The organism is Bacillus sp. SIMBA_026, assembly GCF_046535335.1.
GTDB classification, from domain to species: domain Bacteria; phylum Bacillota; class Bacilli; order Bacillales; family Bacillaceae; genus Bacillus; species Bacillus velezensis.
This window is the reverse complement of record NZ_JAWRWX010000002.1, coordinates 726123-749779: the sequence shown is the minus strand read 5'-3', so window position 1 is coordinate 749779 and position 23657 is coordinate 726123. Positions and strand designations below refer to the sequence as shown.

Annotated in this window: 24 protein-coding genes; 16 read left to right on the top strand and 8 right to left on the bottom strand. The window is 47.3% G+C overall.

Annotated features, from left to right (window positions below):
• Nucleotides 1–14 precede the first annotated feature (14 nt).
• Together SB847_RS14580 and SB847_RS14575 are read left to right on the top strand one after the other, a co-directional pair.
• Entirely contained in the window at nt 15–1697 is a 1683-nt protein-coding gene (locus SB847_RS14580) for a M20 family metallopeptidase (RefSeq protein ID WP_410564057.1), read from the top strand.
• A gap of 24 nt (nt 1698–1721) precedes the next feature.
• The gene (locus SB847_RS14575) at nt 1722–3140 is read left to right on the top strand and encodes an amino acid permease (protein WP_012118711.1); all 1419 of its coding nucleotides are present in this window, start codon (nt 1722–1724) and stop codon (nt 3138–3140) included.
• 32 nt (nt 3141–3172) lie between these two features.
• On the opposite strand, the gene SB847_RS14570 is transcribed toward SB847_RS14575, so the two are convergent.
• Nucleotides 3173–4375, bottom strand: a complete 1203-nt coding sequence (locus SB847_RS14570; protein ID WP_047936279.1) for a multidrug effflux MFS transporter — start codon at nt 4373–4375, stop codon at nt 3173–3175.
• A gap of 222 nt (nt 4376–4597) precedes the next feature.
• Here SB847_RS14570 and SB847_RS14565 point away from each other — a divergent pair, with 222 nt between their 5' ends.
• The 7 genes from SB847_RS14565 to bacF all read left to right on the top strand — a co-directional run bounded on the left by SB847_RS14565 (nt 4598) and on the right by bacF (nt 11895).
• Complete coding sequence (locus SB847_RS14565; protein ID WP_108725258.1) at nt 4598–5836, top strand: MFS transporter; 1239 nt, start codon at nt 4598–4600, stop codon at nt 5834–5836.
• A gap of 160 nt (nt 5837–5996) precedes the next feature.
• Nucleotides 5997–6611 carry a bacilysin biosynthesis protein BacA gene (locus SB847_RS14560; RefSeq protein ID WP_032875842.1) on the top strand — a complete coding sequence of 205 codons (615 nt, stop codon included), beginning with the start codon at nt 5997–5999 and terminating at the stop codon, nt 6609–6611.
• On the top strand, nt 6601–7311 hold the full coding sequence (bacB, locus tag SB847_RS14555) for a 3-((4R)-4-hydroxycyclohexa-1,5-dien-1-yl)-2-oxopropanoate isomerase (protein ID WP_322435785.1): 711 nt from the start codon (nt 6601–6603) through the stop codon (nt 7309–7311). The genes SB847_RS14560 and bacB overlap by 11 nt, the downstream gene beginning before the upstream one ends.
• Nucleotides 7308–8069: a dihydroanticapsin 7-dehydrogenase gene (gene bacC / locus SB847_RS14550; protein ID WP_410564051.1), complete on the top strand. Its 762-nt coding sequence runs from the start codon at nt 7308–7310 to the stop codon at nt 8067–8069. Before bacB ends, bacC begins: the two co-directional genes overlap by 4 nt.
• A gap of 17 nt (nt 8070–8086) precedes the next feature.
• Nucleotides 8087–9505, top strand: coding sequence for an alanine--anticapsin ligase (bacD, locus tag SB847_RS14545; RefSeq protein ID WP_014419149.1), 1419 nt, complete (start codon nt 8087–8089; stop codon nt 9503–9505).
• Nucleotides 9502–10683 carry a bacilysin exporter BacE gene (bacE, locus tag SB847_RS14540; protein ID WP_410564049.1) on the top strand — a complete coding sequence of 394 codons (1182 nt, stop codon included), beginning with the start codon at nt 9502–9504 and terminating at the stop codon, nt 10681–10683. The genes bacD and bacE overlap by 4 nt, the downstream gene beginning before the upstream one ends.
• Nucleotides 10684–10695: 12 nt before the next feature.
• Nucleotides 10696–11895: a transaminase BacF gene (gene bacF / locus SB847_RS14535; protein WP_410564046.1), complete on the top strand. Its 1200-nt coding sequence runs from the start codon at nt 10696–10698 to the stop codon at nt 11893–11895.
• A 16-nt stretch (nt 11896–11911) separates the two neighbouring features.
• Here the strand turns inward: bacF and bacG are convergent, their stop codons facing one another.
• Together bacG and hemQ are read right to left on the bottom strand one after the other, a co-directional pair.
• Nucleotides 11912–12691, bottom strand: coding sequence for an NADPH-dependent reductase BacG (bacG, locus tag SB847_RS14530; protein ID WP_410564044.1), 780 nt, complete (start codon nt 12689–12691; stop codon nt 11912–11914).
• 119 nt (nt 12692–12810) lie between these two features.
• Nucleotides 12811–13575, bottom strand: a complete 765-nt coding sequence (gene hemQ, locus SB847_RS14525; RefSeq protein ID WP_003151011.1) for a hydrogen peroxide-dependent heme synthase — start codon at nt 13573–13575, stop codon at nt 12811–12813.
• Between the two features lie 257 nt (nt 13576–13832).
• Between hemQ and pta the strand changes: the two genes are divergently transcribed.
• Nucleotides 13833–14804 carry a phosphate acetyltransferase gene (gene pta / locus SB847_RS14520; protein ID WP_003151012.1) on the top strand — a complete coding sequence of 324 codons (972 nt, stop codon included), beginning with the start codon at nt 13833–13835 and terminating at the stop codon, nt 14802–14804.
• Nucleotides 14805–14840: 36 nt separating this feature from the next.
• Here the strand turns inward: pta and SB847_RS14515 are convergent, their stop codons facing one another.
• Nucleotides 14841–15818 carry a YeiH family protein gene (locus SB847_RS14515; RefSeq protein ID WP_410564039.1) on the bottom strand — a complete coding sequence of 326 codons (978 nt, stop codon included), beginning with the start codon at nt 15816–15818 and terminating at the stop codon, nt 14841–14843.
• A 116-nt stretch (nt 15819–15934) separates the two neighbouring features.
• On the opposite strand from SB847_RS14515, the gene cysL reads away from it, so the two are divergent.
• The 6 genes from cysL (at nt 15935) to SB847_RS14485 (ending at nt 20640) form a co-directional block, all read left to right on the top strand.
• Entirely contained in the window at nt 15935–16834 is a 900-nt protein-coding gene (cysL, locus tag SB847_RS14510) for a cysJI operon transcriptional regulator CysL (protein WP_410564037.1), read from the top strand.
• Between the two features lie 46 nt (nt 16835–16880).
• Nucleotides 16881–17744 (top strand): octanoyl-[GcvH]:protein N-octanoyltransferase, encoded by an 864-nt coding sequence (gene lipL / locus SB847_RS14505; RefSeq protein WP_410564034.1) that lies wholly within the window; start codon nt 16881–16883, stop codon nt 17742–17744.
• A gap of 151 nt (nt 17745–17895) precedes the next feature.
• A complete protein-coding gene (locus SB847_RS14500) occupies nt 17896–18075 on the top strand; it encodes a hypothetical protein (RefSeq protein WP_003151018.1) in 180 nt (59 codons plus the stop codon).
• Between the two features lie 48 nt (nt 18076–18123).
• Entirely contained in the window at nt 18124–19047 is a 924-nt protein-coding gene (locus tag SB847_RS14495; protein ID WP_410564030.1) for a DUF6895 family protein, read from the top strand.
• The gene (locus tag SB847_RS14490; protein ID WP_410564028.1) at nt 19016–19813 is read left to right on the top strand and encodes a hypothetical protein; all 798 of its coding nucleotides are present in this window, start codon (nt 19016–19018) and stop codon (nt 19811–19813) included. Before SB847_RS14495 ends, SB847_RS14490 begins: the two co-directional genes overlap by 32 nt.
• Complete coding sequence (locus SB847_RS14485; RefSeq protein WP_410564025.1) at nt 19804–20640, top strand: hypothetical protein; 837 nt, start codon at nt 19804–19806, stop codon at nt 20638–20640. Before SB847_RS14490 ends, SB847_RS14485 begins: the two co-directional genes overlap by 10 nt.
• On the opposite strand, the gene SB847_RS14480 is transcribed toward SB847_RS14485, so the two are convergent.
• The 4 genes from SB847_RS14480 to SB847_RS14465 all read right to left on the bottom strand — a co-directional run bounded on the left by SB847_RS14480 (nt 20630) and on the right by SB847_RS14465 (nt 23467).
• Entirely contained in the window at nt 20630–21583 is a 954-nt protein-coding gene (locus SB847_RS14480) for an ABC transporter permease (RefSeq protein ID WP_012118698.1), read from the bottom strand. The genes SB847_RS14485 and SB847_RS14480 overlap by 11 nt on opposite strands.
• Nucleotides 21580–22500, bottom strand: coding sequence for an ATP-binding cassette domain-containing protein (locus SB847_RS14475; RefSeq protein WP_044802454.1), 921 nt, complete (start codon nt 22498–22500; stop codon nt 21580–21582). The genes SB847_RS14480 and SB847_RS14475 overlap by 4 nt, the downstream gene beginning before the upstream one ends.
• A 97-nt stretch (nt 22501–22597) precedes the next feature.
• Nucleotides 22598–23152 carry an HAAS signaling domain-containing protein gene (locus SB847_RS14470; protein WP_088461817.1) on the bottom strand — a complete coding sequence of 185 codons (555 nt, stop codon included), beginning with the start codon at nt 23150–23152 and terminating at the stop codon, nt 22598–22600.
• Nucleotides 23153–23467 carry a PadR family transcriptional regulator gene (locus SB847_RS14465; RefSeq protein WP_007614461.1) on the bottom strand — a complete coding sequence of 105 codons (315 nt, stop codon included), beginning with the start codon at nt 23465–23467 and terminating at the stop codon, nt 23153–23155.
• Nucleotides 23468–23657 lie beyond the last annotated feature (190 nt).

The window sequence follows — 23657 nt, the reverse complement described above, 5'->3', positions numbered from 1 at the left end:
AAGGAGGATGGAACATGTATCAGCAGCTCAGCAAAATGCTTCCGGAGGAGAAAATAGAAGCCATTACGAAATCACTGGTGGCGTTAAACAGCATCAACGGCACATTGGGAGAAGGAAAAAAAGCCGACTATATCAAAGATATGATTAAGAGCTTTCCTTACTTTCAGGAGAATCCGTCACATGTGTGGGAGCAGGCGATTCCTGAGGACCCTTACGGCCGCAAAAATATTTTCGCATTTATTGAGGGAAGCGGCGAAAGCCTGAATACGGTCATTTATCACGCTCATCTTGATACGGTCGGCATCGAGGATTTCGGCCCTTTAAAAGATATCGCTTTTGATTCCGACCGTCTCGCGGAGTATTTCTCAAACTATGAATTTGATCGGGATGTGCAGCGGGACGCCCGCTCAGGCGAGTGGATGTTCGGAAGGGGTTCGGTTGATATGCAGAGCGGTATTGCCGTTCATCTTGCCAATCTGCTTCACTTTTCTGAACGGCGCGATCAGCTGCCGGGCCATATTCTGTTCATGGCAAACCCGGATGAAGAAAGCCAGCATTCCGGCATTTTAACCAGCATTTCTGAATTAAAACGGCTGAAACAAGAAAAGCATCTTCGTTATTTAGCAGCGATTAATAACGATTTTATCACGCCGCTGTATGAGGGTGACACGACAAGGTACATCTACACGGGCGCGGCAGGGAAGCTTTTGCCTTGCTTTGCGATTTACGGGCGGGAGGTGCACGTCGGTGATACGCTGTCCGGCATCGACCCGAATTTGATCGCATCAGAAATCACCAGAAGAATTCACAACAATATTCATATGGCGGAAAACATTGAAGGGGAGCTTGTGCTTCCGCCGACCTGCCTGTACCAGCGTGACAATAAGGAAGCGTATAACGTGCAGACCGCCGTCAGCAGCTATGTCTATTTTAATTATTTTATTTACGAGAAAACCGCCAAAGAAGTCATGGATCAGCTGACTGCCGTGGTTGACGAAGCCTGCAGAGAGACAGAGCGAAAATTATCTGATTATTATGACGAATACTGCGAGAGAACGAGCCTGCCGAAAAAAGAGATGTCATGGAACGTTCAAGTGTACAGTCTGGAAGATTACCTGAAAAGGCTGAGAAACCGCGGGATAGACCCTGCACAGTGTATCGAGCAGACATTTAAAACATATGAACATCTTGAACTGCGGATGAGATGCTTTAAAGCCGTCGAGGAACTGCAAAAACTCGATCCTGAGCAGGGAGCCAAGGTCATTATTTTCTATGCGCCGCCTTACCTTCCGCACAATTATCTGAAAGAAGAGAGCACACGGGACCGGCTTTTGCAGCATGTCATTCAAGAAGCCGTCGATAAAACAGCGGCGTCAACCGGAGAAACATTCGCCTTTAAAAAGTTTTTCCCTTATTTAGCGGACGGAAGCTTTTTATCGCTGCATGAAACAGACGAGGAGGTCTCCGCCTTTACAGATAATTTTCCGGGCTGGGATGTCATCGGGACGATTCCTTTTAAAGAAATCAGGGAATTGAATATTCCGTCGGTCAATATAGGGGTATACGGAAAGGACGGCCATAAATGGACGGAACGCGTGTACAAGCCGTACACATTCCATGTGCTGCCGGAGCTCATTCAGCAGACGACAATGCACCTTTTGCACAGCTACCGACTAGACATACGCACAAATGGCTGACATAACGGAATAAGGGGGATGTATATGCAGGGAGATACCAATCAAACTGAATTGCAGCGCACGATGAAAGGCCGGCATTTGTTTATGATCGCCCTCGGCGGCGTGATCGGGACGGGGCTTTTTCTGGGCTCCGGTTTTACGATCAGTGAAGCGGGACCGATCGGCGCGATATTGGCTTATGTGATCGGCGGATTTTTAATGTATCTGGTGATGCTTTGTTTGGGGGAGCTCGCGGTCGCCATGCCGGTCGCAGGATCATTTCAGGCGTATGCCGCAAAGTTTCTCGGGCCGTCGACGGGGTTTACGATCGGATGGATGTACGCATTCAGCTGGGCCAACACAGTGGGGCTTGAACTGACATCGGCGGGGATTTTAATGCAGCGGTGGTTTCCGGCCGTTCCGATTTGGGTGTGGTGCCTTGTATTCGGCGTCGTCATTTTTTCCATTAACGCGCTGTCTGCGCGGAGTTTTGCGGAAATGGAATTTTGGTTTTCCAGCATTAAGGTCATGGCCATTGTATTGTTTATTATTCTCGGCTGCGCTGCGGTATTCGGCTTTGTCGGTTTTAACGGCGGGCAGACGGCTCCGTATCTGTCAAACTTTACGACGGACAAAGGGCTTTTCCCGAACGGCGCCCAAGCCGTGCTGTTTACCCTTGTCATGGTGAATTTTTCATTCCAGGGTACCGAGCTGGTCGGAATCGCCTCGGGAGAAAGCGAAAATCCGGAAAAGACGCTTCCCCGCTCAATCCGAAACGTCATATGGCGGACGCTGTTTTTCTTCGTGCTGGCGATGTTTGTTCTCGTGTCCATTTTGCCGTACCAAACGGCAGGCGTCATCGAAAGCCCGTTTGTGGCTGTGCTGGATAAAATCGGCGTTCCCTATGCGGCTGATATCATGAACTTTGTCATTCTGACCGCCATGCTGTCGGTGGCGAATTCCGGGCTGTACGCTTCGTCCAGAATGATGTGGTCCCTATCAAAAACTAAGATGGGCCCCGCTTCCTTAACGAAACTGACGAAAAAAGGCGTGCCTCTGAAAGCTCTTTCCATCACCATCGCCATCTCCGGTTTATCCCTGCTGACAAGTGTATTCGCGGCTGAAACGGTGTATGTGTGGCTCATTTCCATCTCCGGTATGATTACCGTCGTCGCGTGGATGTCAATCTGCGCTTCACAATTCGTTTTCCGGAGACGCTTTCTCGCTGAAGGAGGAAATCTGAAAGACCTGGCATTTAAAACGCCTCTTTATCCGATCGTGCCGATTCTCGGATTTTCGGTTTACGGTCTTATCTTGATCAGTCTCATCTTTATCCCCGACCAGCGTATCGGTCTGTACTGCGGCGTCCCGCTGATGATCATTTGTTACGCGTATTATCACTTCGGTATCAAAAAACGCCTGAAGCGTGAGCCGGCTTCTTCGGAAAAAGGCGCTGCCGGATAAGAAAAAAAGCCCTCCGCAAAAAGCGGCGGGCTTTACTTTGTTTTTCGTTTGGCCGACAGCACATAGGATAGAACGGCACAGAACTGAAAACCGAAAATGCTGACGGCCATCGGCCAGGCATTTTCTTCTCCGGCAATACCGACAAGGGGAGCGGCAGCCGCACCGCCGATAAAGGGCAGGAGTCCGAGAAGAGCCGCAGCGCTTCCCGCGCCTTTCTCCTGTTTCTGCATAGCCAGAGAAAATCCCGTCGTCGTGACGATCCCGACAGAAGAAACAATGATGAATAAAGAAATGCAGACCGCCGTCAGGCCTAAACCAAACGCAAGTGATAAAAGCAAAGCGATGCTTCCGATGACGGCGATCAACAGCCCGGAGACAAACAGCTTCCGTTCATCATGTGTTTTAGCCATCCGTCCGGTGATTTGGGTGGCGCATATGATTCCCGCACCGTTTACGGCGAACAGCAGGCTGAACATTTGCGCTGATACGCCGTAGATGTTTTGCAGTACAAACGGCGACCCGGCAATATATGCGAACATGCCGGTCATCACAAATGCCTGGCTGAGCGCAAATCCCATAAACATCCGGTCGCCAAGCAGGCCGCGAAACGTCATCAGCGTCTCCCGGAGTCCGCCGCTTGTCCGCTTTTCCGGCGGGAGTGATTCAGGCAACGCCGTAAGCACGGCGGCGGAAATGATACAGCCGATCACCGCCAGCACGACAAATACGATTTTCCAGCCGGCGAACTGAAGGATAAATCCCCCTGTAATCGGCGCTAAAATCGGCGCCGCCCCATTGACGAGCATCAGTAATGAGAAAAAAGCCGTCAATTCTTTTCCGGAATACATATCGCGCGCGGAAGCCCGTGCGATGACGATTCCGGCCGCCCCGGTGAATCCTTGAATAAACCTCATGACAATTAAAAACGAAACAGAAGGGCTGAAGGCGCATAATAAAGAAGACAGCGTATAAAGCAGCAATGACAGAATGAGCGGCTTCCGGCGCCCGATCATATCACTGAGCGGCCCGACAACGATCTGCCCGACCGCCAGCCCCAAAAGACAAAACGTCAGGCTCAGCTGTGCAAGTGACGCTGTCGTATGAAGATCGGCCGCCACTTCAGGCAACGCGGGCAGATACATATCGAGCGAAAGCGGCCCGAATGAAGCGAGCGTCCCGAGAATCAGTACCATGCCGAGGCCTGCGCGGGCGGCCTTTGAATCAGCGTTATTCATTCCATGACCCCCACCTTAACAGATGATTCTATCACTATAGCATAACCGGACGGCGTATTTTATATCATTTATTGAATACAAACTAAATATTTTATTTAAAATCTGAATGTAAATAAAAAATTGGAATTAGTTTTCATGTGAAATGTAAAATGAAATATAAGGATGCTAAACTATAAAACAACAAAAGGTAGAAAAGTTTTACGGAAGAGGTGTTCAAAGAGCATGAACAGCAAACAAACCGATCACATCGAAACGAAACGCCGATTTCCGATCTGTCTCGCGCTTGCTTTGACATTAGGCGTATTTGCCGCCGGTTCTGAAGAGCTGGTGATTTCTCCGCTGCTTCCGGATTTAGCGCGGGCTTTCAGCTCGGATGTCAGTGTGCTGGCGCTTTCCATCAGTATTTACGGAGTGATGATTTTTATCGGCGCGCCGCTTCTCGTTCCGCTGGGAGATAAATATTCCCGGGAGCTCAGCCTGATGGCGGGGCTGCTTATATTTACGGCCGGCACGGTGATCTGCGCGCTGGCGCACAATCTCTTTTTCTTCTTTCTGGGCAGGGCGCTTTCCGGGCTTGCGGCGGGTGCGTTTGTGCCGACAGCTTATGCGGTGGTCGGCGACCGTGTGCCTTATGCGTACCGCGGCAAGGTGATGGGTCTGATCGTGTCAAGCTGGTCGCTCGCTTTGATTTTCGGCGTTCCGATCGGCTCTTTTATCGGCGGTGTTTTGAATTGGCGGTGGACGTTTTGGATTTTCGCCCTCATGTCTGTCCTCGTTGCTTCGCTCATTTTCATTGAGGCGCGCCGCAGCACGGCGGATGGGGATAAAACAGAAGAGGAAAACGGACGGCAGGCAGGCACTTTCCGGGATGCGCTGAAGGTGCCACGTGTCCCTGTATACCTCACGATCACTTTTTGCAACATGATCGGTTTTTACGGCATGTATTCCTTTCTCGGCACCTATCTTCACCGCGTGCTGCCGGGGGGAAATACAGCTTCAGGGCTGCTGATCATGGTGTACGGAATCGGTTTTTCCATGAGCGTGTTCACCGGAAAAATCGCAGATAAGGCGGGGAAAATGCGCTCTTTGATCGCGGCATTGGCCGTGATCAGCATATGGCTTTCCTGTCTCGCCTATGCGCCGTCATCAATGCCGTTTTTGGTCATCGGGTTATTCGTCTGGGGATTGATGCAAAGCCTGACGGTGACCTTGCTCAGCACCATTTTAAGTGATTGCTCACAGAGCCGCCGGGGCAAAATCATGGCATTTTACAGCCTGGCGTCCAATTTGGCCGTCACCTTGGGTTCTGCTGTCATGGGTCCGGTCTATGTCGGATACGGATATGCAGCTGTCGGATTTATTTGTGCGGCCGTCACCCTCATCGGCTTTGTCCTCAGCGTTTTCGCATACAGAAGGTATGGGAAATATGAGCATCAGGCCGACCAATCATTGTATCGGTAAAATAAAGTTTCTATAATTTTATAAATGTTAATTTTAACACCCTATGTCATAGGGTGTTTTCTAATATATAGGAATAATTATCAATATTTTCAAATAATATTGACAGCTTGAACATCTATGGATAATATTTACTTAAAATTTAACAGATTGGTTGGTGCTCATGATTATATTGGATAATAGCATTCAAACAAAAAGCAAGGCTTATTCAATATCTAAACTGATTACGATCAACACGCTCGGTCCTGAAGGGACAAGCAGTGAGTACGCAGCAAAAAACTTCATCACCAATTTTACCCTTCTCCAAGGGGTGAACAGCAAATTATCACTGCATGATACATTTGAATCGTGCATTGAAAAAACGCTTCAAAGTCCGCTGGAATACACAATTGTGCCTCACGCGTATGACGGCATTAAGCACTTCTACATGAGACCGGATCTGCAGCTTCTGCAAATTTTCAGGTGCGACACCCCGATGTACGGCCTGGCTGTCCGGCCCGGTTTTGAATATACGGATGACATGCTTGAACAGGCTGTCATCGTATCCCACCCGTCTCCTATCAATTTGATTAAGTATTTTACCCGTAAAGATGTCACGTTTGATCTGGTGAACTCGACGAGCGCAGCCGCGAAAAGAGTGAAGGACGGTTTGTCCGACATCGCGCTGACAAATGAGCTGGCCAGACAAAAGTACGGCCTTCACTTTGTCAAAACATTTAAAAGCATTCCCATGAGCTGGTCATTATTCGGAAAAGGAGAGATTCATGATGAAAACTGAACAAGATTTGCAGGAACTTTATTTCCCGACGCCTAAATTAATAGAATGGGATAACGGAGTAAGACAATATTCGTCCGTCAGAGGAGATACGGAAGTTCTGCTTTCTTACGTTCCGCCGCATACAAACGTGGAACCGCATCAGCATAAGGAAGTCCAAATCGGCCTTGTCGTTTCCGGTGAGCTGTCCATGACTGTCGGAGATGTCACAAGAAAGATGACAGCGCTGGAATCAGCCTATATCGCGCCTCCTAACGTGCCTCACGGCGCAAGAAATGAGACGGATCAAGAAGTGATCGCCATTGATATCAAACGCCTGAAAGCCGGTGAAACCTACACAAGCCCCGAGGGCTATTTTTTGAATATTTTTAAAACGAGAGACTTATTGCCTGGGATGGAAGTCACGTTCTTCGTGGAAGACTGGGTGGAAATCATGCTTGCCAACATTCCCGGCAACGGGGGAGAAATGCCGTTCCATAAACACCGCAATGAACAGATCGGCATCTGCATCGGCGGCGGCTATGATATGACCATTGAAGGCTGCAAAGTGGATATGACATTCGGCACAGCTTATTTCTGCGATCCGAGAGAAGATCACGGCGCCATCAACAGATTTGAAAAAGATTCAAAATCAGTCAATATCTTTTTCCCTCCGCGCTATAACAGAGCAAAAGCGAAAAAATTAGAGGCGAAAGAGTCATGAACCTGACGGATAAAACCGTCCTCATCACAGGGGGCGCATCAGGCATCGGTTATGCCGCGGTTCAGGCGTTTCTGAATCAGCAGGCGAATGTGGTCGTCGCGGATATTGATGAGGCGCAGGGAGAAGCGATGATCCGGAAAGAAAACAATGACAGGCTGTATTTTGTCCGGACGGATATTACAGATGAACCGGCATGTCAAAACGCCATCCGGTCAGCGGCGGACAAGTTCGGCGGATTGGACGTGTTAATCAATAACGCCGGCATCGAAATTGTCGCCCCGATTCATGAGATGGAGCTGAGCGATTGGGACAAGGTGCTCAACGTCAATCTGACGGGCATGTTTCTTATGAGCAAGCACGCGCTCAAGTATATGCTCAAAAGCGGCAAGGGCAATATCATTAACACGTGCTCCGTCGGAGGAGTCGTTGCATGGCCCGACATTCCCGCATATAACGCCTCTAAAGGCGGCGTATTGCAGCTGACGCGTTCGATGGCCGTCGATTACGCCAAACACAACATCCGCGTCAATTGCGTGTGCCCGGGAATCATTGACACACCTTTGAATGAAAAGTCGTTCCTTGAAAACAATGAAGGCACGCTTGAAGAAATCAAAAAAGAAAAAGCGAAAGTCAATCCGCTGCTGAGACTCGGCAAGCCTGAAGAAATAGCGAACGTCATGCTGTTTCTCGCCTCGGATTTATCAAGCTATATGACCGGAAGCGCGATCACCGCAGACGGTGGATACACCGCACAATAGAGAAGGAGTGTTTACATATGGAGAGAAAAACAGTATTGGTTATCGCTGACCTTGGGGGATGCCCGCCGCATATGTTTTACAAAAGCGCAGCCGAAAAATACAACCTCGTCAGCTTTATTCCGAGACCTTTTGCAATTACAGCCTCTCATGCAGCTTTGATTGAAAAATACTCGGTCGCGGTCATTAAAGATAAAGACTATTTTAAGAGTCTGGCTGATTTTGAGCATCCCGATTCGATTTACTGGGCTCATGAAGATCATGATAAACCTGAGGAAGAAGTAGTCGAAGAAATCGTCAAGGTGGCCGGCATGTTCGCGGTTGATGCCATTACGACCAACAATGAACTGTTTATCGCTCCGATGGCAAAAGCGTGTGAACGTCTCGGCCTGCGGGGAGCGGGCGTACAGGCCGCTGAAAATGCCAGAGATAAAAACAAAATGAGAGCCGCCTTCAACCGGGCCGGCGTCAAGTCTATCAAAAACAAACGGGTGACGACGCTGGAAGATTTCCGCGCCGCGCTTCAGGAAATCGGAACGCCGCTCATTCTGAAGCCTACATATCTGGCGAGCTCCATCGGCGTGACGCTTATCAAAGAGATGGAAACGGCCGAAGCCGAATTTAACAGAGTCAATGAATACCTGAAGTCGATCAACGTACCGAAAGCGGTCACGTTTGAAGCGCCGTTTATCGCGGAAGAATTTTTGCAGGGCGAGTATGACGACTGGTACGAAACAAGCGGTTATTCCGACTATATCAGCATAGAAGGCATCATGGCCGACGGGGAATACTTCCCCGTCGCGATTCATGATAAAACACCGCAAATCGGATTCACGGAGACATCGCATATTACGCCGTCCATCTTGGATGATGACGCGAAGCGGAAAATCGTCGAAGCAGCCAAAAAGGCGAATGAAGGACTCGGCCTCGAAAACTGCGCAACACATACAGAAATAAAATTAATGAAAAACCGGGAAGCCGGACTGATTGAATCAGCGGCACGATTTGCGGGCTGGAACATGATTCCGAATATTAAAAAGGTCTTCGGCGTCGATATGGCGCAGCTGTTATTGGATGTTCTCTGTTTCGGAAAAGAAGCCGATCTGCCGAAAGGGTTATTGGAGCAGGAGCCATGCTATGTCGCCGACTGCCACTTGTATCCTCAGCATTTCAAAGAGAACGGCCAGCTGCCTGAGACGGCTGTCGATTTCGTCATTGAAAGCATTGACATTCCCGACGGCGTCTTAAAGGGAGACACCGAAATCGTTTCTTTCTCAGCGGCCGAAGCGGGTACATCCGTGGATCTGCGGCTGTTCGAAGCGTTCAACAGCATTGCGGCGTTTGAGCTGAAAGGAAGCAATTCGGGTGACGTGGCCGAATCAATCAAACAAATTCAGCAGCAGGCGAAGCTGACTGCAAAGTATGCGTTACCGGTATGAAACAGCTGAAACCGAACTCTAAGTATTTGCTTTTCGGGCAGGCGCTTTCGTTTATGGGAGACTATTGCGTTCTCCCGGCCCTGCTCATTTTGTCTACATACTATCACGACTACTGGGTGACGTCCGGCGTCATCGCGGTCCGCAGTATTCCGATGGTGTTTCAGCCGTTTTTAGGCGTGCTCGTGGACCGGCTCGACAGGGTGAAAATCATGCTGTGGACGGATGTGATCAGAGGTGTCATCTTTTTGGGGCTGACATTTCTCCCGAAAGGCGAATATCCGCTGCTTTTTCTGGCGCTGCTGTTTGTTTCTTACGGAAGCGGCGTGTTTTTTAACCCGGCACGTCTCGCGGTCATGTCGTCTTTAGAAGCGGATATTAAAAATATCAACACTTTGTTTGCAAAAGCCACGACGATTTCGATTATTGTCGGCGCTGCAGCCGGCGGACTTTTTCTATTGGGCGGTTCTGTGGAGCTTGCCGTCGCGTTTAACGGGGTGACCTATCTTGTCTCCGCGTTTTTCATCAGCCGCATTAAGCTTCAATACGTGCCGATTCAGTCAGAAAACGTGAGAGAAGCTTTTCAGTCGTTTAAAGAAGGCCTGAAGGAAATCAAAACAAATGCTTTTGTGTTAAATGCCATGTTCACGATGATTACGATGGCGCTTTTGTGGGGTGTTGTCTACAGCTATTTCCCGATTGTCAGCCGCTTTTTAGGCGACGGGGAAATCGGCAATTTCATCCTGACGTTCTGTATCGGCTTCGGCGGCTTTATCGGCGCCGCTCTTGTCAGCAAATGGGGCTTTAACAACAATAAAGGGCTGATGTATTTTACAGTGTTATCGATCGTCTCGCTTGCGCTGTTTTTGTTTACCCCGGTTTTCGCCGTGTCAGTCATTGCCGCCATTCTTTTCTTTATCGCAATGGAATACGGTGAAGTGCTGGCAAAGGTCAAAGTTCAGGAGAACGCGGCGAACCAGATTCAGGGCCGGATCTTTTCGGTGGCGGAGGCGTCCATCGGATTGTGCATCGCCGTCGGTTCCATGCTGATCAACATTGTAGACGCGGCAGTCATCATGGCGTTTATCGTCCTTTTGGTCAGCGGGCTGTTTCTGCATACAAAACTGGTCAATAAATCCTTTTCAGAACGGAATAACGAATCAGAGCAAATTCATTTATAAGGAGCCTTTCAGATGGAAATCATACCGTCCGACGTCATCAAGACACTTCCGAAACAGGAATTTTCGCTCGTTTTTCAAAAGGTAAAAGAGTTGGAGAAAACGGGAGCCCAGATTATTAACCTCGGGCAGGGGAATCCCGATCTCCCCACACCGCCGCATATCGTTGAAACATTGCGGGAGGCTGCGCTGAATCCTTCGTATCACGGATACGGCCCGTTCAGAGGCTATCCGTTTCTGAAAGAAGCCATCGCGGAATTTTATGAGAGAGAGTACGGGGTATCGGTCAATCCGGAGACAGAAATCGCGCTGTTCGGCGGAGGGAAAGCTGGTTTGTACGTTTTGACGCAATGCCTGCTGAATCCCGGCGATATCGCCTTAGTCCCGAACCCCGGCTACCCTGAGTATTTATCGGGCATTACAATGGCCAGAGCGGAGCTGCATGAGATGCCGCTTCATCCGGAAAACGGCTATTTGCCGGATTTTGAGCGGATTGATCCCGCCGTCCTGAAAAAAGCCAAGCTGATGTTTTTGAATTACCCGAATAACCCGACGGGCGCGACTGCGGATCAGGCGTTTTATGAAAAAGCGGCAGCGTTTGCAAAAAAACATGACATCCACCTTATTCACGATTTTGCATACGGCGCGTTCGAATTTGATCAGAACCCGGCCAGCTTTCTTCAGGCGAAAGAAGCGAAAACGGTCGGCGCGGAGCTTTATTCATTTTCGAAAACCTTCAATATGGCTGGCTGGAGAATGGCATTTGCCGTGGGGAATGAGAAAATCATTCAGGCGGTAAATGAGTTTCAGGATCACGTCTTCGTCGGCATGTTCGGCGGTCTTCAGCAGGCGGCAGCGGCGGCGCTGTCAGGAAATCCTGAGCATACCGAGCGTCTGAAGCGCACATATAAAGAACGGATTGACTTTTTCACGGCGTTATGTGAAAAGGAATTAGGCTGGAGCATTGAAAAACCGAAAGGGACTTTTTATGTCTGGGCTGAAATTCCGAATGAATTCGAGTCTTCACACCAGTTTTCGGACTATCTGCTGGAGCATGCCCATGTTGTCGTGACGCCCGGCGAGATTTTCGGCAGCGGCGGAAAGCGTTATGTCAGAATATCAATGGTGGCCAAGCAGGGCGATTTGAGGGAATTTGTGGTGCGGATTCAAAAGCTCGGTTTGTCCTTTCCTTCATTACAAGAAACATCCCGCTGAGAGCGGGATGTTTTTATTATATGCTTTTCATGCTGCCGCCGTCGGCTGACACTTGCTGCCCGGTAATATAAGAGGCTTCTTCAGAGGCAAGAAAGGCAGCCAGCGCCGCGGTTTCTTCCGCAGTTCCGACACGCTTCATCGGGACGCCTGAGGCAATCCGTTCTTCCGCTTCCGCTTTAGAAATGCCGTTTTGCTTCATGACATTCTTCACGAATTGGTGATAACGGTCTGTGGCGATAAATCCGGGATTCAGACAGTTGACAGTAATGTGAAAAGGCGCAAGCTGAATGGCGATGTTTTTGCTGGCATTAATTAAAGCGGCGTTCATCATGCTGTTGGTAAACATATTGGCGCCGGGTTCTTTCCATAGGTTTCCGACGATATTAATGATTCTGCCGAATTCGTGCTGTTTCATGATTGCTGCGGCCGTTTTCATAGAGTCGATATAGGCGATCGTTTTATTCGTAAAGGTATTTGTCATATCCTCTATATCACAGTTTTCAAAGGTATCCGGCGAGCCGCCCGGAATGTTGTTGATCAATACATCAAGCCGTCTGCATTGTGATCTGATCTCTTCAAAAATGCCGGCTCTTGTCTTCTGGTCCGACATATCCCCGGCGAGAACGGTGACGCCCGCATCCGGATGTTTGGCGAGGATCTCTTCTTTTACCGATTCGATATTTTCGGGAACTCGTGAATTAATGACGGTATGAAAGCCATTGTCCGCCAGTTTCAGAGCGATCGCTTTGCCGATCCCCTGACTGGCTCCCATAATAAACGCGGTTCGTTTTGACAACTGTCTGCACCCCTTTACCAAAATGGAATCTCCTTTACATCGTAAAAAAAAATGATAAAAATAGCAAATTTTATTTAAATTCTGACAAATAAAAAACCCGCCGGACAGGCGGGTGGTTGTTACACGTGCAAAAACTTCGGAAGCGTGTCGAGGGACAAGCGGTTTCCGACAAAAAATGAACCGAATTCGCCGTAGCGCGCGCTGACTTCATCAAAGCGCATTTCGTAAACAAGTTTTTTGAACTGAAGCACATCATCGCTGAAGAGCGTGACGCCCCATTCGTAATCGTCAAAACCGACAGATCCCGTGATAATCTGTTTGACTTTGCCGGCATAGCTCCGTCCGATCAAGCCGTGGCTTCTCATCAGGTTTCTGCGTTCATCCATAGAAAGCATGTACCAGTTGTCATTGCCGCTTCTTCTTTTATCCATCGGATAGAAGCAGACGTATTTCGCTTCAGGCAGCTCAGGATACAGGCGGGCGCGGACATGCGGATTTTCATACGGATCGCCTTCTCCGCTTGCGAGGTAGTTGCTCAGCTCAACCACGGACACGTAAGAGTAAGCCGGGATTGTAAATTCTGCAAGCTTTGATTTGTTAAATTCAAGCTCGATTTCGTTCAGCTCTTCCATTGTCGGGCGAAGAATCATCAGCATGAAATCAGCTTTCTGTCCGACGATGCTGTAGATGGTTTGCGAGCCTTTGCCTTCTTTTTGGGCGACGCCCCATTTTTCAAGCAGTCCCGTAAATTCGTGAATAATCGACAGGCGCTCATCGCTGGATAACATCTTCCATGACGTCCAGTCCATTGTGCGGAAATCGTGAAGCGCGTACCAGCCGTCAAGCGTTTGGGCGGCTTCGTTCGTTTTTTGCTGCTCACTCATGTATCTTCACTCCTATATCTTTTCATTGATGCCTTCACTATATCACAGTTTAACCGTTTCGGCTGTGGAGAAACCTTGAATAATCCGAAGCCTTGTTTCAGAAACTAAGCCGTGAAACAAACCGTCAATTAAATTAGTTAGAAAAATAAGATTTCTTTTTGAAAGCGCTATAATAGAAGTTGCTTATTTGAATTTAGCTGGAAGAAGAGTATGCTGTAAAAGTAAGCGTTTTTTGTCAACATAGAGGAGGGTATATCGTGGCAGATTTATTTACAAAAGTACAAGAAAAAGTCGCAGGAAAAGATGTGAAAATCGTATTTCCTGAAGGGTTGGACGAACGTATCCTGGTTGCGGTCAACAACTTGGCGGGCAACAAGGTATTAAAGCCGATCGTAGTCGGCAATAAAGAAGACATTCAAGCAAAAGCGAAAGAATTAAATCTTACGCTTGACGGCGTGGACATTTTTGACCCGCATACATATGAAGGCATGGAAGAACTCGTTCAGGCTTTCGTAGAACGCCGCAAAGGCAAAGCGACGGAAGAACAGGCCCGCAAAGCTTTGCTGGACGAAAACTATTTCGGCACGATGCTTGTGTACAAAGGTCTCGCAGACGGACTTGTCAGCGGAGCTGCACATTCTACTGCTGATACGGTGCGCCCTGCACTGCAAATCATCAAAACAAAAGAAGGCGTGAAAAAAACATCAGGCGTCTTCATCATGGCCCGCGGTGACGAGCAATATGTATTCGCTGATTGCGCGATCAACATTGCCCCTGACAGCCAGGACCTTGCCGAAATCGCCATTGAAAGCGCCAATACGGCTCAAATGTTTGACATTGACCCGCGCGTTGCCATGCTCAGCTTCTCTACAAAAGGATCGGCGAAATCAGACGAGACGGACAAAGTGGCTGAAGCGGTGAAAATTGCGAAGGAAAAAGCGCCTGAGCTTACGCTTGACGGCGAATTCCAATTTGACGCTGCATTTGTGCCGTCTGTCGCGGAGAAAAAAGCGCCGGACTCCGACATTAAAGGAGACGCGAATGTATTTGTATTCCCAAGCCTTGAAGCAGGAAACATCGGCTACAAAATCGCTCAGCGCTTAGGCGGCTTTGAAGCGGTCGGACCGATTCTGCAAGGATTGAATATGCCTGTAAACGATCTTTCCAGAGGATGTAATGCGGAAGACGTCTACAATCTTGCGTTAATTACGGCTGCTCAAGCGCTGTAATCCGCAAAAGCCGGCCTTTACGAGGACCGGCTTTTTTTATAGAAAGAATGTCACTGCGGCCCAGCCGAACAGGGACAAACAGAGAGAACCGATCAAGCCTGCTGCGAGCGCCCGCCAGCCGCTATGACGAAACGCCGATATATGGACTTTCAAACCGAGACCCGCCATCGCCATGCCGATTAAAACATAAGACACTTGAACAAGAAACGCGGAAAACGAAGCTGAAATAACGCCTGATGTATGGATGGCGCTCATTCCGAGAAATCCGAAGATAAACCAAGGGATGGGGAGCGAAGCGGCAGAAGCCGTCTTTGACTTTCCGCTGCGGCGCGCCCGCATTCCGAGCATGAATGCGGCCGGGACGAGCAGCGCGACCCGGGTCAGTTTGACGATCACCGCCATCTCGACGGCTGCTTTTCCTCCGGCGCTGCCGGCCGCCGCCGCATGCGCCACTTCGTGAAGCGTTGCCCCGCAAAAGGCTCCGTAAGCCGCAGGAGAAAAGCCCAATCCATGATAAGCAAGAGAATATACAACAGTAAAAACGGTTCCTAATAACGAAACGGCGGCCGCGCTGATGGCGGCTGCATTTTCATTTGATCTGATCTGCGGCGCGATCGCGGCAATGGCAGCCGCTCCGCAGATCGCTGTGCCGCAGGCTGTCAGCGTGCTGAGTGTCTGATCTATACGGAACAGCCGGGACAGTCCGTATACAACGGCACCCGCAAACATCATACAGCAGACGGCAATTGCAAATACGTGCCAGCCCGCATGATAGATATCCGCCAGATTCAGTCTCATGCCAAGCAGGATGATGCCTGCTTTCAGCAAGTATTTGCTTGAGAACGCGATCCCCGGCTCTAATGCCGCCCGCTGTCCGAATACGGCACGCCAGAGCATGCCGATCAGCATTGCAAGGACAAGCATTCCGAACATATGCAAAAACGGCAGGCGGCTGACATAGAAAGCCGCAAACGCAATTCCTGCGGTAACTGAAACACCTTTTACCATCTTCATCTCAGTCACTTCCCATTATCTTGATAACTCCACTTTACTGCGGTCTTAATCATTAGTAAAATATATTTATGTGATCTAAACGATTAGGAAAAATAATGATTAGGGGCGATGCTTTTTTGTATTATGGTGAACTGAAAACATTCATTGCCGTCGTGGAAGAAAAAAACTTTACAAAGGCGGCGCAGAAGCTGATGATTTCTCAGCCGAGCGTCAGCCTCCACATTAAAAACCTGGAGAAAGAATTTCAAACCGCTTTGCTGAACCGCTCTCCGAAGCACTTTACGACTACGCCGACGGGGGACATTCTCTATCAGCGCGCCAAGCAGATGGTCTTTTTGTACGAACAGGCGAAATCCGAAATTTACGCCCATCATCATTATGTCAAAGGGAAGCTCAAAATCGCCGCGAGCTTTACCATCGGCGAATATATTCTGCCGCCGCTTCTCGCAAAGCTTCATAACGAGTATCCCGAGCTGAACCTGGACGTCATGATCGGAAACACGGAGGAGGTCAGCGAAGCGGTTCGGATGCTTCAAGCCGATATCGGATTAATTGAAGGGCATACGGGGAAAAACGAGCTCGACATTCAGCCGTTTATGGAGGATGAATTGTGCATTGCCGCACCGAACGGACACCCGCTCGCCGGCAGAAAAAACATCCCGGCTGCCGAATTGCAAAATCAAGCGTGGGTGACGAGGGAGAAGGGTTCGGGAACGAGGGAATATTTAGACCACGTTCTTCAATCAAACGGACTGCGGCCGAAATCCATGATGACGATCAGCAGCAACCAGGGCGTCAAAGAAGCCGTGATCAGCGGAATGGGTCTTTCCGTTCTGTCAAAAAGCGTGGTGCAAAAGGATCTGCTTCACGGCAGCATTTCCGTGCTTGAGATAAAAGGATTCTCCTTAAAACGGAAACTGTCTATCATCCAATCTTCCATTATAGAGAACACAAAAAACAAAGAAATCTTCATCGCACTTTTGAAAAGCCAATTTCAATCATCTCAAGCGGAGTGATATAATAAATGCATGGAAAGCCTATGACGAAAGGGATTTAATATAGATGGGAAAGCAACCGATTGATTTACTGATGCAGCCGAGCTGGAGAATCATTGACCAATCCAGCCTCGGCCCTTATTTTGATGCGAAGCAGTCATTCGCAATGGATGATACGCTGTGCGCCTCCGTAGGCAAAGGGGAATCGCCTGCGACGGCACGCTCCTGGGTGCACCACCGGACGATCGTGCTCGGCATTCAGGACACACGCCTGCCGTTTTTAAAGGACGGCGTGAAATTGCTGGAGGACGAAGGCTACCGTGTTATTGTCCGCAATTCCGGAGGCCTCGCCGTCGTCCTGGACGAAGGCGTATTGAATATCTCGCTTATTTTTGAAGACGAGAAAAAAGGCATCGACATCGACAGAGGCTACGAGGCGATGACAGAGCTGGTGCGGCGGATGCTGCGTCCGCACAATGCTGAAATTGAAGCATATGAAATTAAAGGATCGTACTGTCCGGGCAGCTATGATCTCAGCATCGGCGGCCGAAAATTCGCGGGAATCTCACAAAGACGCCTGCGGGGCGGAACCGCGGTTCAGATTTACCTCTGCGCCGATAAAAGCGGAAGCGAACGCGCCGATCTGATCAGACGTTTCTATCAAGCCGCTTTAAAAGACAAAAGCAACGATACAAAAGGTGTATATCCCGATATCCGGCCCGAAACGATGGCTTCATTAAGCGAATTGCTGCAAACGGACATTACCGTGCAAGACTTAATGCTGGCGCTTTTGACCGAACTGAAGGAACTCAGCGGCCGCCTGTATGCAGCCGGATTATCGCCGGAAGAAGAAATGGTATTTGAAAAAAATCTGACCCGAATGCTGGAACGGAATGAGAAGGTGTTCGGCACGCAGGAAAGCTTGGACTAAGTCCGGGCTTTTTTATTTTTGGTAATTATATACTATTTAGTTATAGTGAAAAAGAAGTGTTGTACCAAAACTAGTTTACATTATATACCTTATTTGATTAATATATTTATGTAGGTTCCAAATAATTCTATAAACTAAAGGAGATGGAGATATGAACTTTAAAAAAATAAAAGAAGAAAAAAGAATCACGATCCCGACACATTTGTTAGCCGGAGATGCGGAACAATCAGGCAATTCTTTCGCTTGGAGCGGCTGGGTGCTTGTAGTGCCGAGCCAAGAAGACAATCAAAACCCGAATTTGAATTTCTCTGATTTAGCCGCTCAAAAGTAGGATAATCACTGTTTGGAGCCTACACATCTGAGACGAGGCGGTGAGAGTTTGACACAAGAGTATATAACAGAAATTAAGCGGGGAGCACTGTCATGGATTGTTAAAAATATCCATTATTTTGATATGAATCATAAAGTAGCGAATGATTTCAGGTGGCGCCTTAAAACATTTATAGAACTCATTTTTCTTACCAATTACCTGATCAGAAATCAGGCAGATGATAAGGAAGTTGCTGTTTTAACGGAGTTTATTACAGAAAGGCTCCATAATGATCAGCTTGAAGAATTTATTCATTTTGATCCGGACGGTCTCGCCGGATTGGCTATTGCGGGTGAATTTCTTACCTTGACTGATCATCCGTCACGGGCTTCGGTGATATGGGAGCTGGAAAAATTCACGGCAGCGCGTTTTGATTGCAGCCTTGCTAAAATTCCCTTTCGGAAAATGGATCTGAAGTACAGTCTGCAAAGAGCAGGCGTAACCTCGGAAATAACGGATTTTTCTGACTTATATCACTACACAGCAGCTGGTCAGGATGTCCCAAATACATATATGACGGATCATGATGCGTACAGTATCACTCATACGATTTTTTATATAACAGACATGGGATGTTCTTCGCTTACGGATAAAGAGTATCATCTGCCGTCCTTAAAAGAAAAGGTCCTGAAATTTCTCGGGATCTATATCTGTCTTGAGAATTTAGATATTACCAGTGAATTATTGATGTGCAGCTCTTTTTTACATATCGACATGGATAAGGACAACCATAAACCGCTCTATGAAGCAGCCTGGAATAAAATCTATCAGGGCCGAATGAAAGAGGGGAATGTCCCGAGCATCACCTATCAACATAAACCCGGTTTGAAAGGTGAACAGCGAAGAGAAGATGTGTTTAAACATTGCTATCATACAACACTTGTCGCCGCGGGTGCCGCGCATGCCTGTCTTAGAGCGGAAAGGAACGATTAACTTGAATAGATTAGCTGAAGAGACAGATCAATTTTTATTATCTTTTGCTGAACAATCGCTTCCGGATCAAAAGAGCATTCAGCTGTTTGCCGGCTTCTGCAAGTACTACAGGAAGACGAGCCATTCTTCCGCTGTAAAAGAACATACTGAAAGGATTGCCTCCGCTTTCGTTGATAAGTCATGCTGGGAAGATCTGTTTCACTGTAACACGGCCATTGTCAATGAGTTGATTCATATCTATTTAACGGCAAAAGCTTATAAAAAGAAGCAGGGAATGGATTCGGATGATCAGGTCATACGTCACGGATTGCAAAACGGCTATCTTATAAAAAAAGAATGGCCTTATTTTAAATACGCCGAATTCGTCGGTTTGCTGAGCGAGCTGGGAATGTCAACTGACCATGAAAAAGTGCGCTTTTACAAGAATTCGATATTTCAGCCTTTGCTCCATGACGCATGGAAAAGAACAGCTGAAAACGAGCTGGAGTTTGTCGAGTACTGTCTTCTTCATTTAGATCAGGGAGAGCATCTGCTTCATCCCGGCTTGAAGGCTTCCATTCAAAAATGGCTTGTATTTTGTCTCGGCAGCCGAAAAATGAAACAGCTGTGCAATATGTTATTTATCCAATCGTGTATCGATCCATTTTTTTATGGCTGTCAAGCGGCTCTTCATCATATAAATAGCGAGAATCCATCCATTCATTGTGCTCCGGCTCTTCTGCCGGCGATTGAGATTCTGAATCTGGAGTGTGGAACATGCAGATAGTCAAGGAATATTTTAATATAAAAAAAACAGAAGAATGGCTGCTGGGTTTTTGGAAGAACATTCAGCTGCAGCCGGAAGAAATAGAAGCAGATGATCTCATGCACCTGTTTTGCAGTTTAGCGGCATGTCATCACTTTGAAAAAAGAAAGGATACAGAAGAAGTCATTCTATTCTTAGACCGTTATTTTGGAGAAAAAACGCACGAATGCCATCCGGTCCTGTTCGCGTATGCGTATCATGTGTACCGCAGGATAGATGCCGTAAAAAGCATCTTTTTTCATAACGGACTTGAACAAATGGTCCGCGGTTTACAAGAGGAACTGAAATCAGAGCCTTCCTCTATGATCCTCATGGTGTTAGGGGCTTATTTTGGGGCGGTGACTCCCGAAGAACTGATCGTGTTCTTAGAAACCGGGATGAAACGTGAGGCCGATTTGCTCATGGCACCGGGCGGCATTCAGGAAGAACAGGCGGATGCCCTTTATGCCGTCACTTATTTGCAAATGAAAGAATTGCAGCCTTTTCTCACGGAATGGTACAAAACATCAGACTTTGCTTTTTCAGGTTTAATGTTAGCCGAGTGCAGAAAGTATCACATTGACGCCGTTGCAAAATACACAGCCATTATGAAATTTCTCCAATTCGATGAGGCGCTTTTTATACGGGAAGGGCGGGAATTTCTACGCTTTCAGCAGCGAAGCAGCGGGAGCTTCGGTTATTTGAATCCATTAGCGATGGACCAAGGGGCGGTCAGCGGCAAATTGCTGGACCGTCAATATTTCCTGCCGTCCGCTCATTATGCCGCCGCCTCTCTGTCTATGCTGTAATGTCTCTCTTTTGAAAGACGGAAAAAGAAATCAATAAACAAATAAGAAAGTAGATCGCTATAACCGTCATGGAATAGGGGATGTTTAACGTTGAAATCGCATCACCCGCGCTTTTATTTACATAAGCAACGAGATTTAAATGCGGAAAGAGCGTAAATTTGTACCATGTAAATTGGGCAAGCAAATCAGTTCCGCCCAATATACTGCCGGCAAACAGCAGTAAAATGGATAAGCAAAGGGAGAGCGCCTGACTTTTGCACAATACTGACAAAGTGAACGCAATGGTGACAATGCTTATAATTGATATGAAACGCAAAAGCAGAATGATTCCGGATGCTTTGATTGAACTGATGGTATACAGACTGTCATTTAAATGAGTATAGACGAGCGGATATGAAGCATTGGAAAAACCGAATAACACGCCGCCGATCAGCAAACAGCTCACACAGTAAAATAAGTAAATCATACCGGTAAACAGAAGGGAGGCCAGAAATTTCGATGTTAAAATCCGCCATCTTCGGTTCGGGCTTGTAGCGATAAACTTAATCGTCCCAAGGGCAAACTCTTTAGAAACAACCCCGCTGACGGTTAAAATCGCGGTCAAGCTGACGAAAATCTCAAGCCCGTTTGAAGTAACCGTGCCGAAAAACCTCCAGCCGTTCCATTCATAAGGGTTGATGTTATGCTCCAAATAATAGTCTTTATTCTTAACATCAGCAGAATAATAAACGCCTGTCGTTTCAGCCGGTTTATCAATTTCTTCCTGTTTTTTTTCGGCGAGAAGCCGTTCTTTCCAATTGTTATCCGAGGAAGCATCTAACTCATGATTCATAATAAGGCCGGCCAGCAAAACGATGAGAAACAGGAAAAAAAGAGATAAAAGTGTGCCTTTTTTTCGGGTTATTTTTATGAATTCGTTCTGCGCCAGATGAAATATGCTCATACCGCGTCCTCCTGATCTGTAATCATCATGTATTTCTCTTCCAATGACAAAGTTCTTGCAGAAACGCGGGAAATCAGAATCTCTTTCTCTGCCAAAGATTTAATGACATACGGGATGGTATCTTCTTCCGCTTCCAATTCAATGATGCGGCTGTCTTTTTGCTGTACTTGAAGAATACCTTCCTGTTCTAATATTTCTTTCGCCCTTGCCGGATGATCGACCGTGACGGTAAACAGCTTTTTCTGACCAAGGTCATGTCTGTTCTTCATGTCTTCAATTCCTAAAATCCGTCCCTTTTTAATATAGGCAACCCTATCGCAAATTTCCTCCATTTCCGACAATAAATGGCTTGATAATAAAATAGAAACCCCTTGCTTCGCTAAATCGGAAAGAATGGTGCGCAATTCTTTCATTCCTTTAGGATCGAGGCCGTTCATCGGTTCATCCAGAATTAATAATCCGGGATTGTGAAGAAGAGAATAAGCGAGCCCCAAGCGCTGTTTCATGCCTAATGAGAAATGTTTCACTTTTTTGCGGGCAGCCTGCTCCAATCCGACTTTTGCAAGGGTATTCATAAGCTCATCCGTTCGCAGCGAGCTGCTGCGCAGTTTAGTAAAATATTTTAGGTTTTGCAAAGCGGTCATATTCGGATACATATCCGGGCCTTCAATGATAACCCCGATATGTCTCATAAAATATTCAAAGTCGCTGTCCGGTCTGCCTCTGAATGAAATGGCTCCTTCTGTTTTTTTAATAAGCTGTACGATCATTCTGAAAATAGTGGTTTTTCCTGAGCCGTTCGGCCCTAAAAGGCCGAATATCTCACCTTTTCTCACATCGAAAGAAATTGACTGTACAATAGGGGTATGATTGATTGTTTTAGAGACATCTTTTAATATCAGGGCTGGTTCAGTCATGATATTTGCACACCTTCCTTATGATTTAGGGTAAAAGCCGTCAAAACCGAAGAACATGCTTCCGATCAGGCCGGCAGCGATTAAAATGAGAGCAATGCTATACCACATTTTTCGATTCAATGTTTTCCCTCCTTACAACACTGACATTCCATTTGAAATAGCGCAAAAAGATGCGGAATATCAGTTTCGAAAGATCAAATCCGGCCATAAACACCGCCATACCTGCTCCAAGAACCATACATCCGTTAAAAATGGCTGTTACAATCGGCACTTTTACAAGGAGAAAGAATGATCCGGTCATCAGCATCAGGCCGATCGCCATCAAACTTAACACCGCAACAGAGGCAAAAAGAAACGGTGTCAGCATAAACATGAAGTTGAACATGCCCATCCCCAGCATCAGGCCGAATGCTTTGAAAAAGGAGCGCCATGTTTTCTGCTCCTCGGCATCACTGATGAAAATATCCGCTTTTAAGGCGCGCGCAAGTGTTTTGGGGTTTCCTAAATTGCCCGCGATTTGTTCATCGCTTTTTCCTTCAGCGCCGCCCATTTGGAATATTTCGCCGATATCGGCCAGTATCTCTTTTTGCTCACGTTCCGGCAGATCTTTTATTTCCCGCCGGAGATGTTTTAAATATTGGTCTTTACACATTCATTTTCCCTCCTTAATGATGCTGTTCACTTTTTCGGACAGGTCAAGCCATTCCGATTTTAATGTTTGATGATAAAAGGCGCCTTCTTCTGTTACTTTGTAATATTTGCGTGATGGGCCTTGATCGGAAGCTGCTGTATACGTTTTTAGGTAGTTATTTTTTGTGAGTCTTCGTAATATGGGGTAGATGGTGCCCTCCGATACAGGGAACGTTTCACTTATGATCTTGATTAATTCATAACCATATAAATCTTCATAAAGAAGCAGGGACAACACACAAAGTTCTAACGCTCCTTTTCGTAATTGGCTACTCATTTACTATCATTCCCATCATATCTAATAATTGTATTCTCTATACAGTGTATTGCACAGTAGTTAATCGATCAATAATTCCCAAGAACCATTTCGGATGAGGAATTGAATCTTTATGCTTATGTGCGGGCGGGGACCGAGATGCGCAGCCCTTGCGGGAAGAAGGCCTCCTGAACAATGTTTACATTAATAT

What these genes read in the sequence shown, in the direction of transcription:
- SB847_RS14580 (WP_410564057.1), top strand. Translation starts at nt 15, where the DNA reads ATGTATCAGCAGCTCAGCAAAATGCTTCCGGAGGAGAAAATAGAAGCC.
- SB847_RS14575 (WP_012118711.1), top strand. Translation starts at nt 1,722, where the DNA reads ATGCAGGGAGATACCAATCAAACTGAATTGCAGCGCACGATGAAAGGC.
- SB847_RS14570 (WP_047936279.1), bottom strand. Translation starts at nt 4,375, where the DNA reads ATGAATAACGCTGATTCAAAGGCCGCCCGCGCAGGCCTCGGCATGGTA.
- SB847_RS14565 (WP_108725258.1), top strand. Translation starts at nt 4,598, where the DNA reads ATGAACAGCAAACAAACCGATCACATCGAAACGAAACGCCGATTTCCG.
- SB847_RS14560 (WP_032875842.1), top strand. Translation starts at nt 5,997, where the DNA reads ATGATTATATTGGATAATAGCATTCAAACAAAAAGCAAGGCTTATTCA.
- bacB (WP_322435785.1), top strand. Translation starts at nt 6,601, where the DNA reads ATGAAAACTGAACAAGATTTGCAGGAACTTTATTTCCCGACGCCTAAA.
- bacC (WP_410564051.1), top strand. Translation starts at nt 7,308, where the DNA reads ATGAACCTGACGGATAAAACCGTCCTCATCACAGGGGGCGCATCAGGC.
- bacD (WP_014419149.1), top strand. Translation starts at nt 8,087, where the DNA reads ATGGAGAGAAAAACAGTATTGGTTATCGCTGACCTTGGGGGATGCCCG.
- bacE (WP_410564049.1), top strand. Translation starts at nt 9,502, where the DNA reads ATGAAACAGCTGAAACCGAACTCTAAGTATTTGCTTTTCGGGCAGGCG.
- bacF (WP_410564046.1), top strand. Translation starts at nt 10,696, where the DNA reads ATGGAAATCATACCGTCCGACGTCATCAAGACACTTCCGAAACAGGAA.
- hemQ (WP_003151011.1), bottom strand. Translation starts at nt 13,575, where the DNA reads ATGAGTGAGCAGCAAAAAACGAACGAAGCCGCCCAAACGCTTGACGGC.
- SB847_RS14515 (WP_410564039.1), bottom strand. Translation starts at nt 15,818, where the DNA reads ATGAAGATGGTAAAAGGTGTTTCAGTTACCGCAGGAATTGCGTTTGCG.
- lipL (WP_410564034.1), top strand. Translation starts at nt 16,881, where the DNA reads ATGGGAAAGCAACCGATTGATTTACTGATGCAGCCGAGCTGGAGAATC.
- SB847_RS14500 (WP_003151018.1), top strand. Translation starts at nt 17,896, where the DNA reads ATGAACTTTAAAAAAATAAAAGAAGAAAAAAGAATCACGATCCCGACA.
- SB847_RS14490 (WP_410564028.1), top strand. Translation starts at nt 19,016, where the DNA reads ATGCCTGTCTTAGAGCGGAAAGGAACGATTAACTTGAATAGATTAGCT.
- SB847_RS14485 (WP_410564025.1), top strand. Translation starts at nt 19,804, where the DNA reads ATGCAGATAGTCAAGGAATATTTTAATATAAAAAAAACAGAAGAATGG.
- SB847_RS14480 (WP_012118698.1), bottom strand. Translation starts at nt 21,583, where the DNA reads ATGAGCATATTTCATCTGGCGCAGAACGAATTCATAAAAATAACCCGA.
- SB847_RS14475 (WP_044802454.1), bottom strand. Translation starts at nt 22,500, where the DNA reads ATGACTGAACCAGCCCTGATATTAAAAGATGTCTCTAAAACAATCAAT.
- SB847_RS14470 (WP_088461817.1), bottom strand. Translation starts at nt 23,152, where the DNA reads ATGTGTAAAGACCAATATTTAAAACATCTCCGGCGGGAAATAAAAGAT.
- SB847_RS14465 (WP_007614461.1), bottom strand. Translation starts at nt 23,467, where the DNA reads ATGAGTAGCCAATTACGAAAAGGAGCGTTAGAACTTTGTGTGTTGTCC.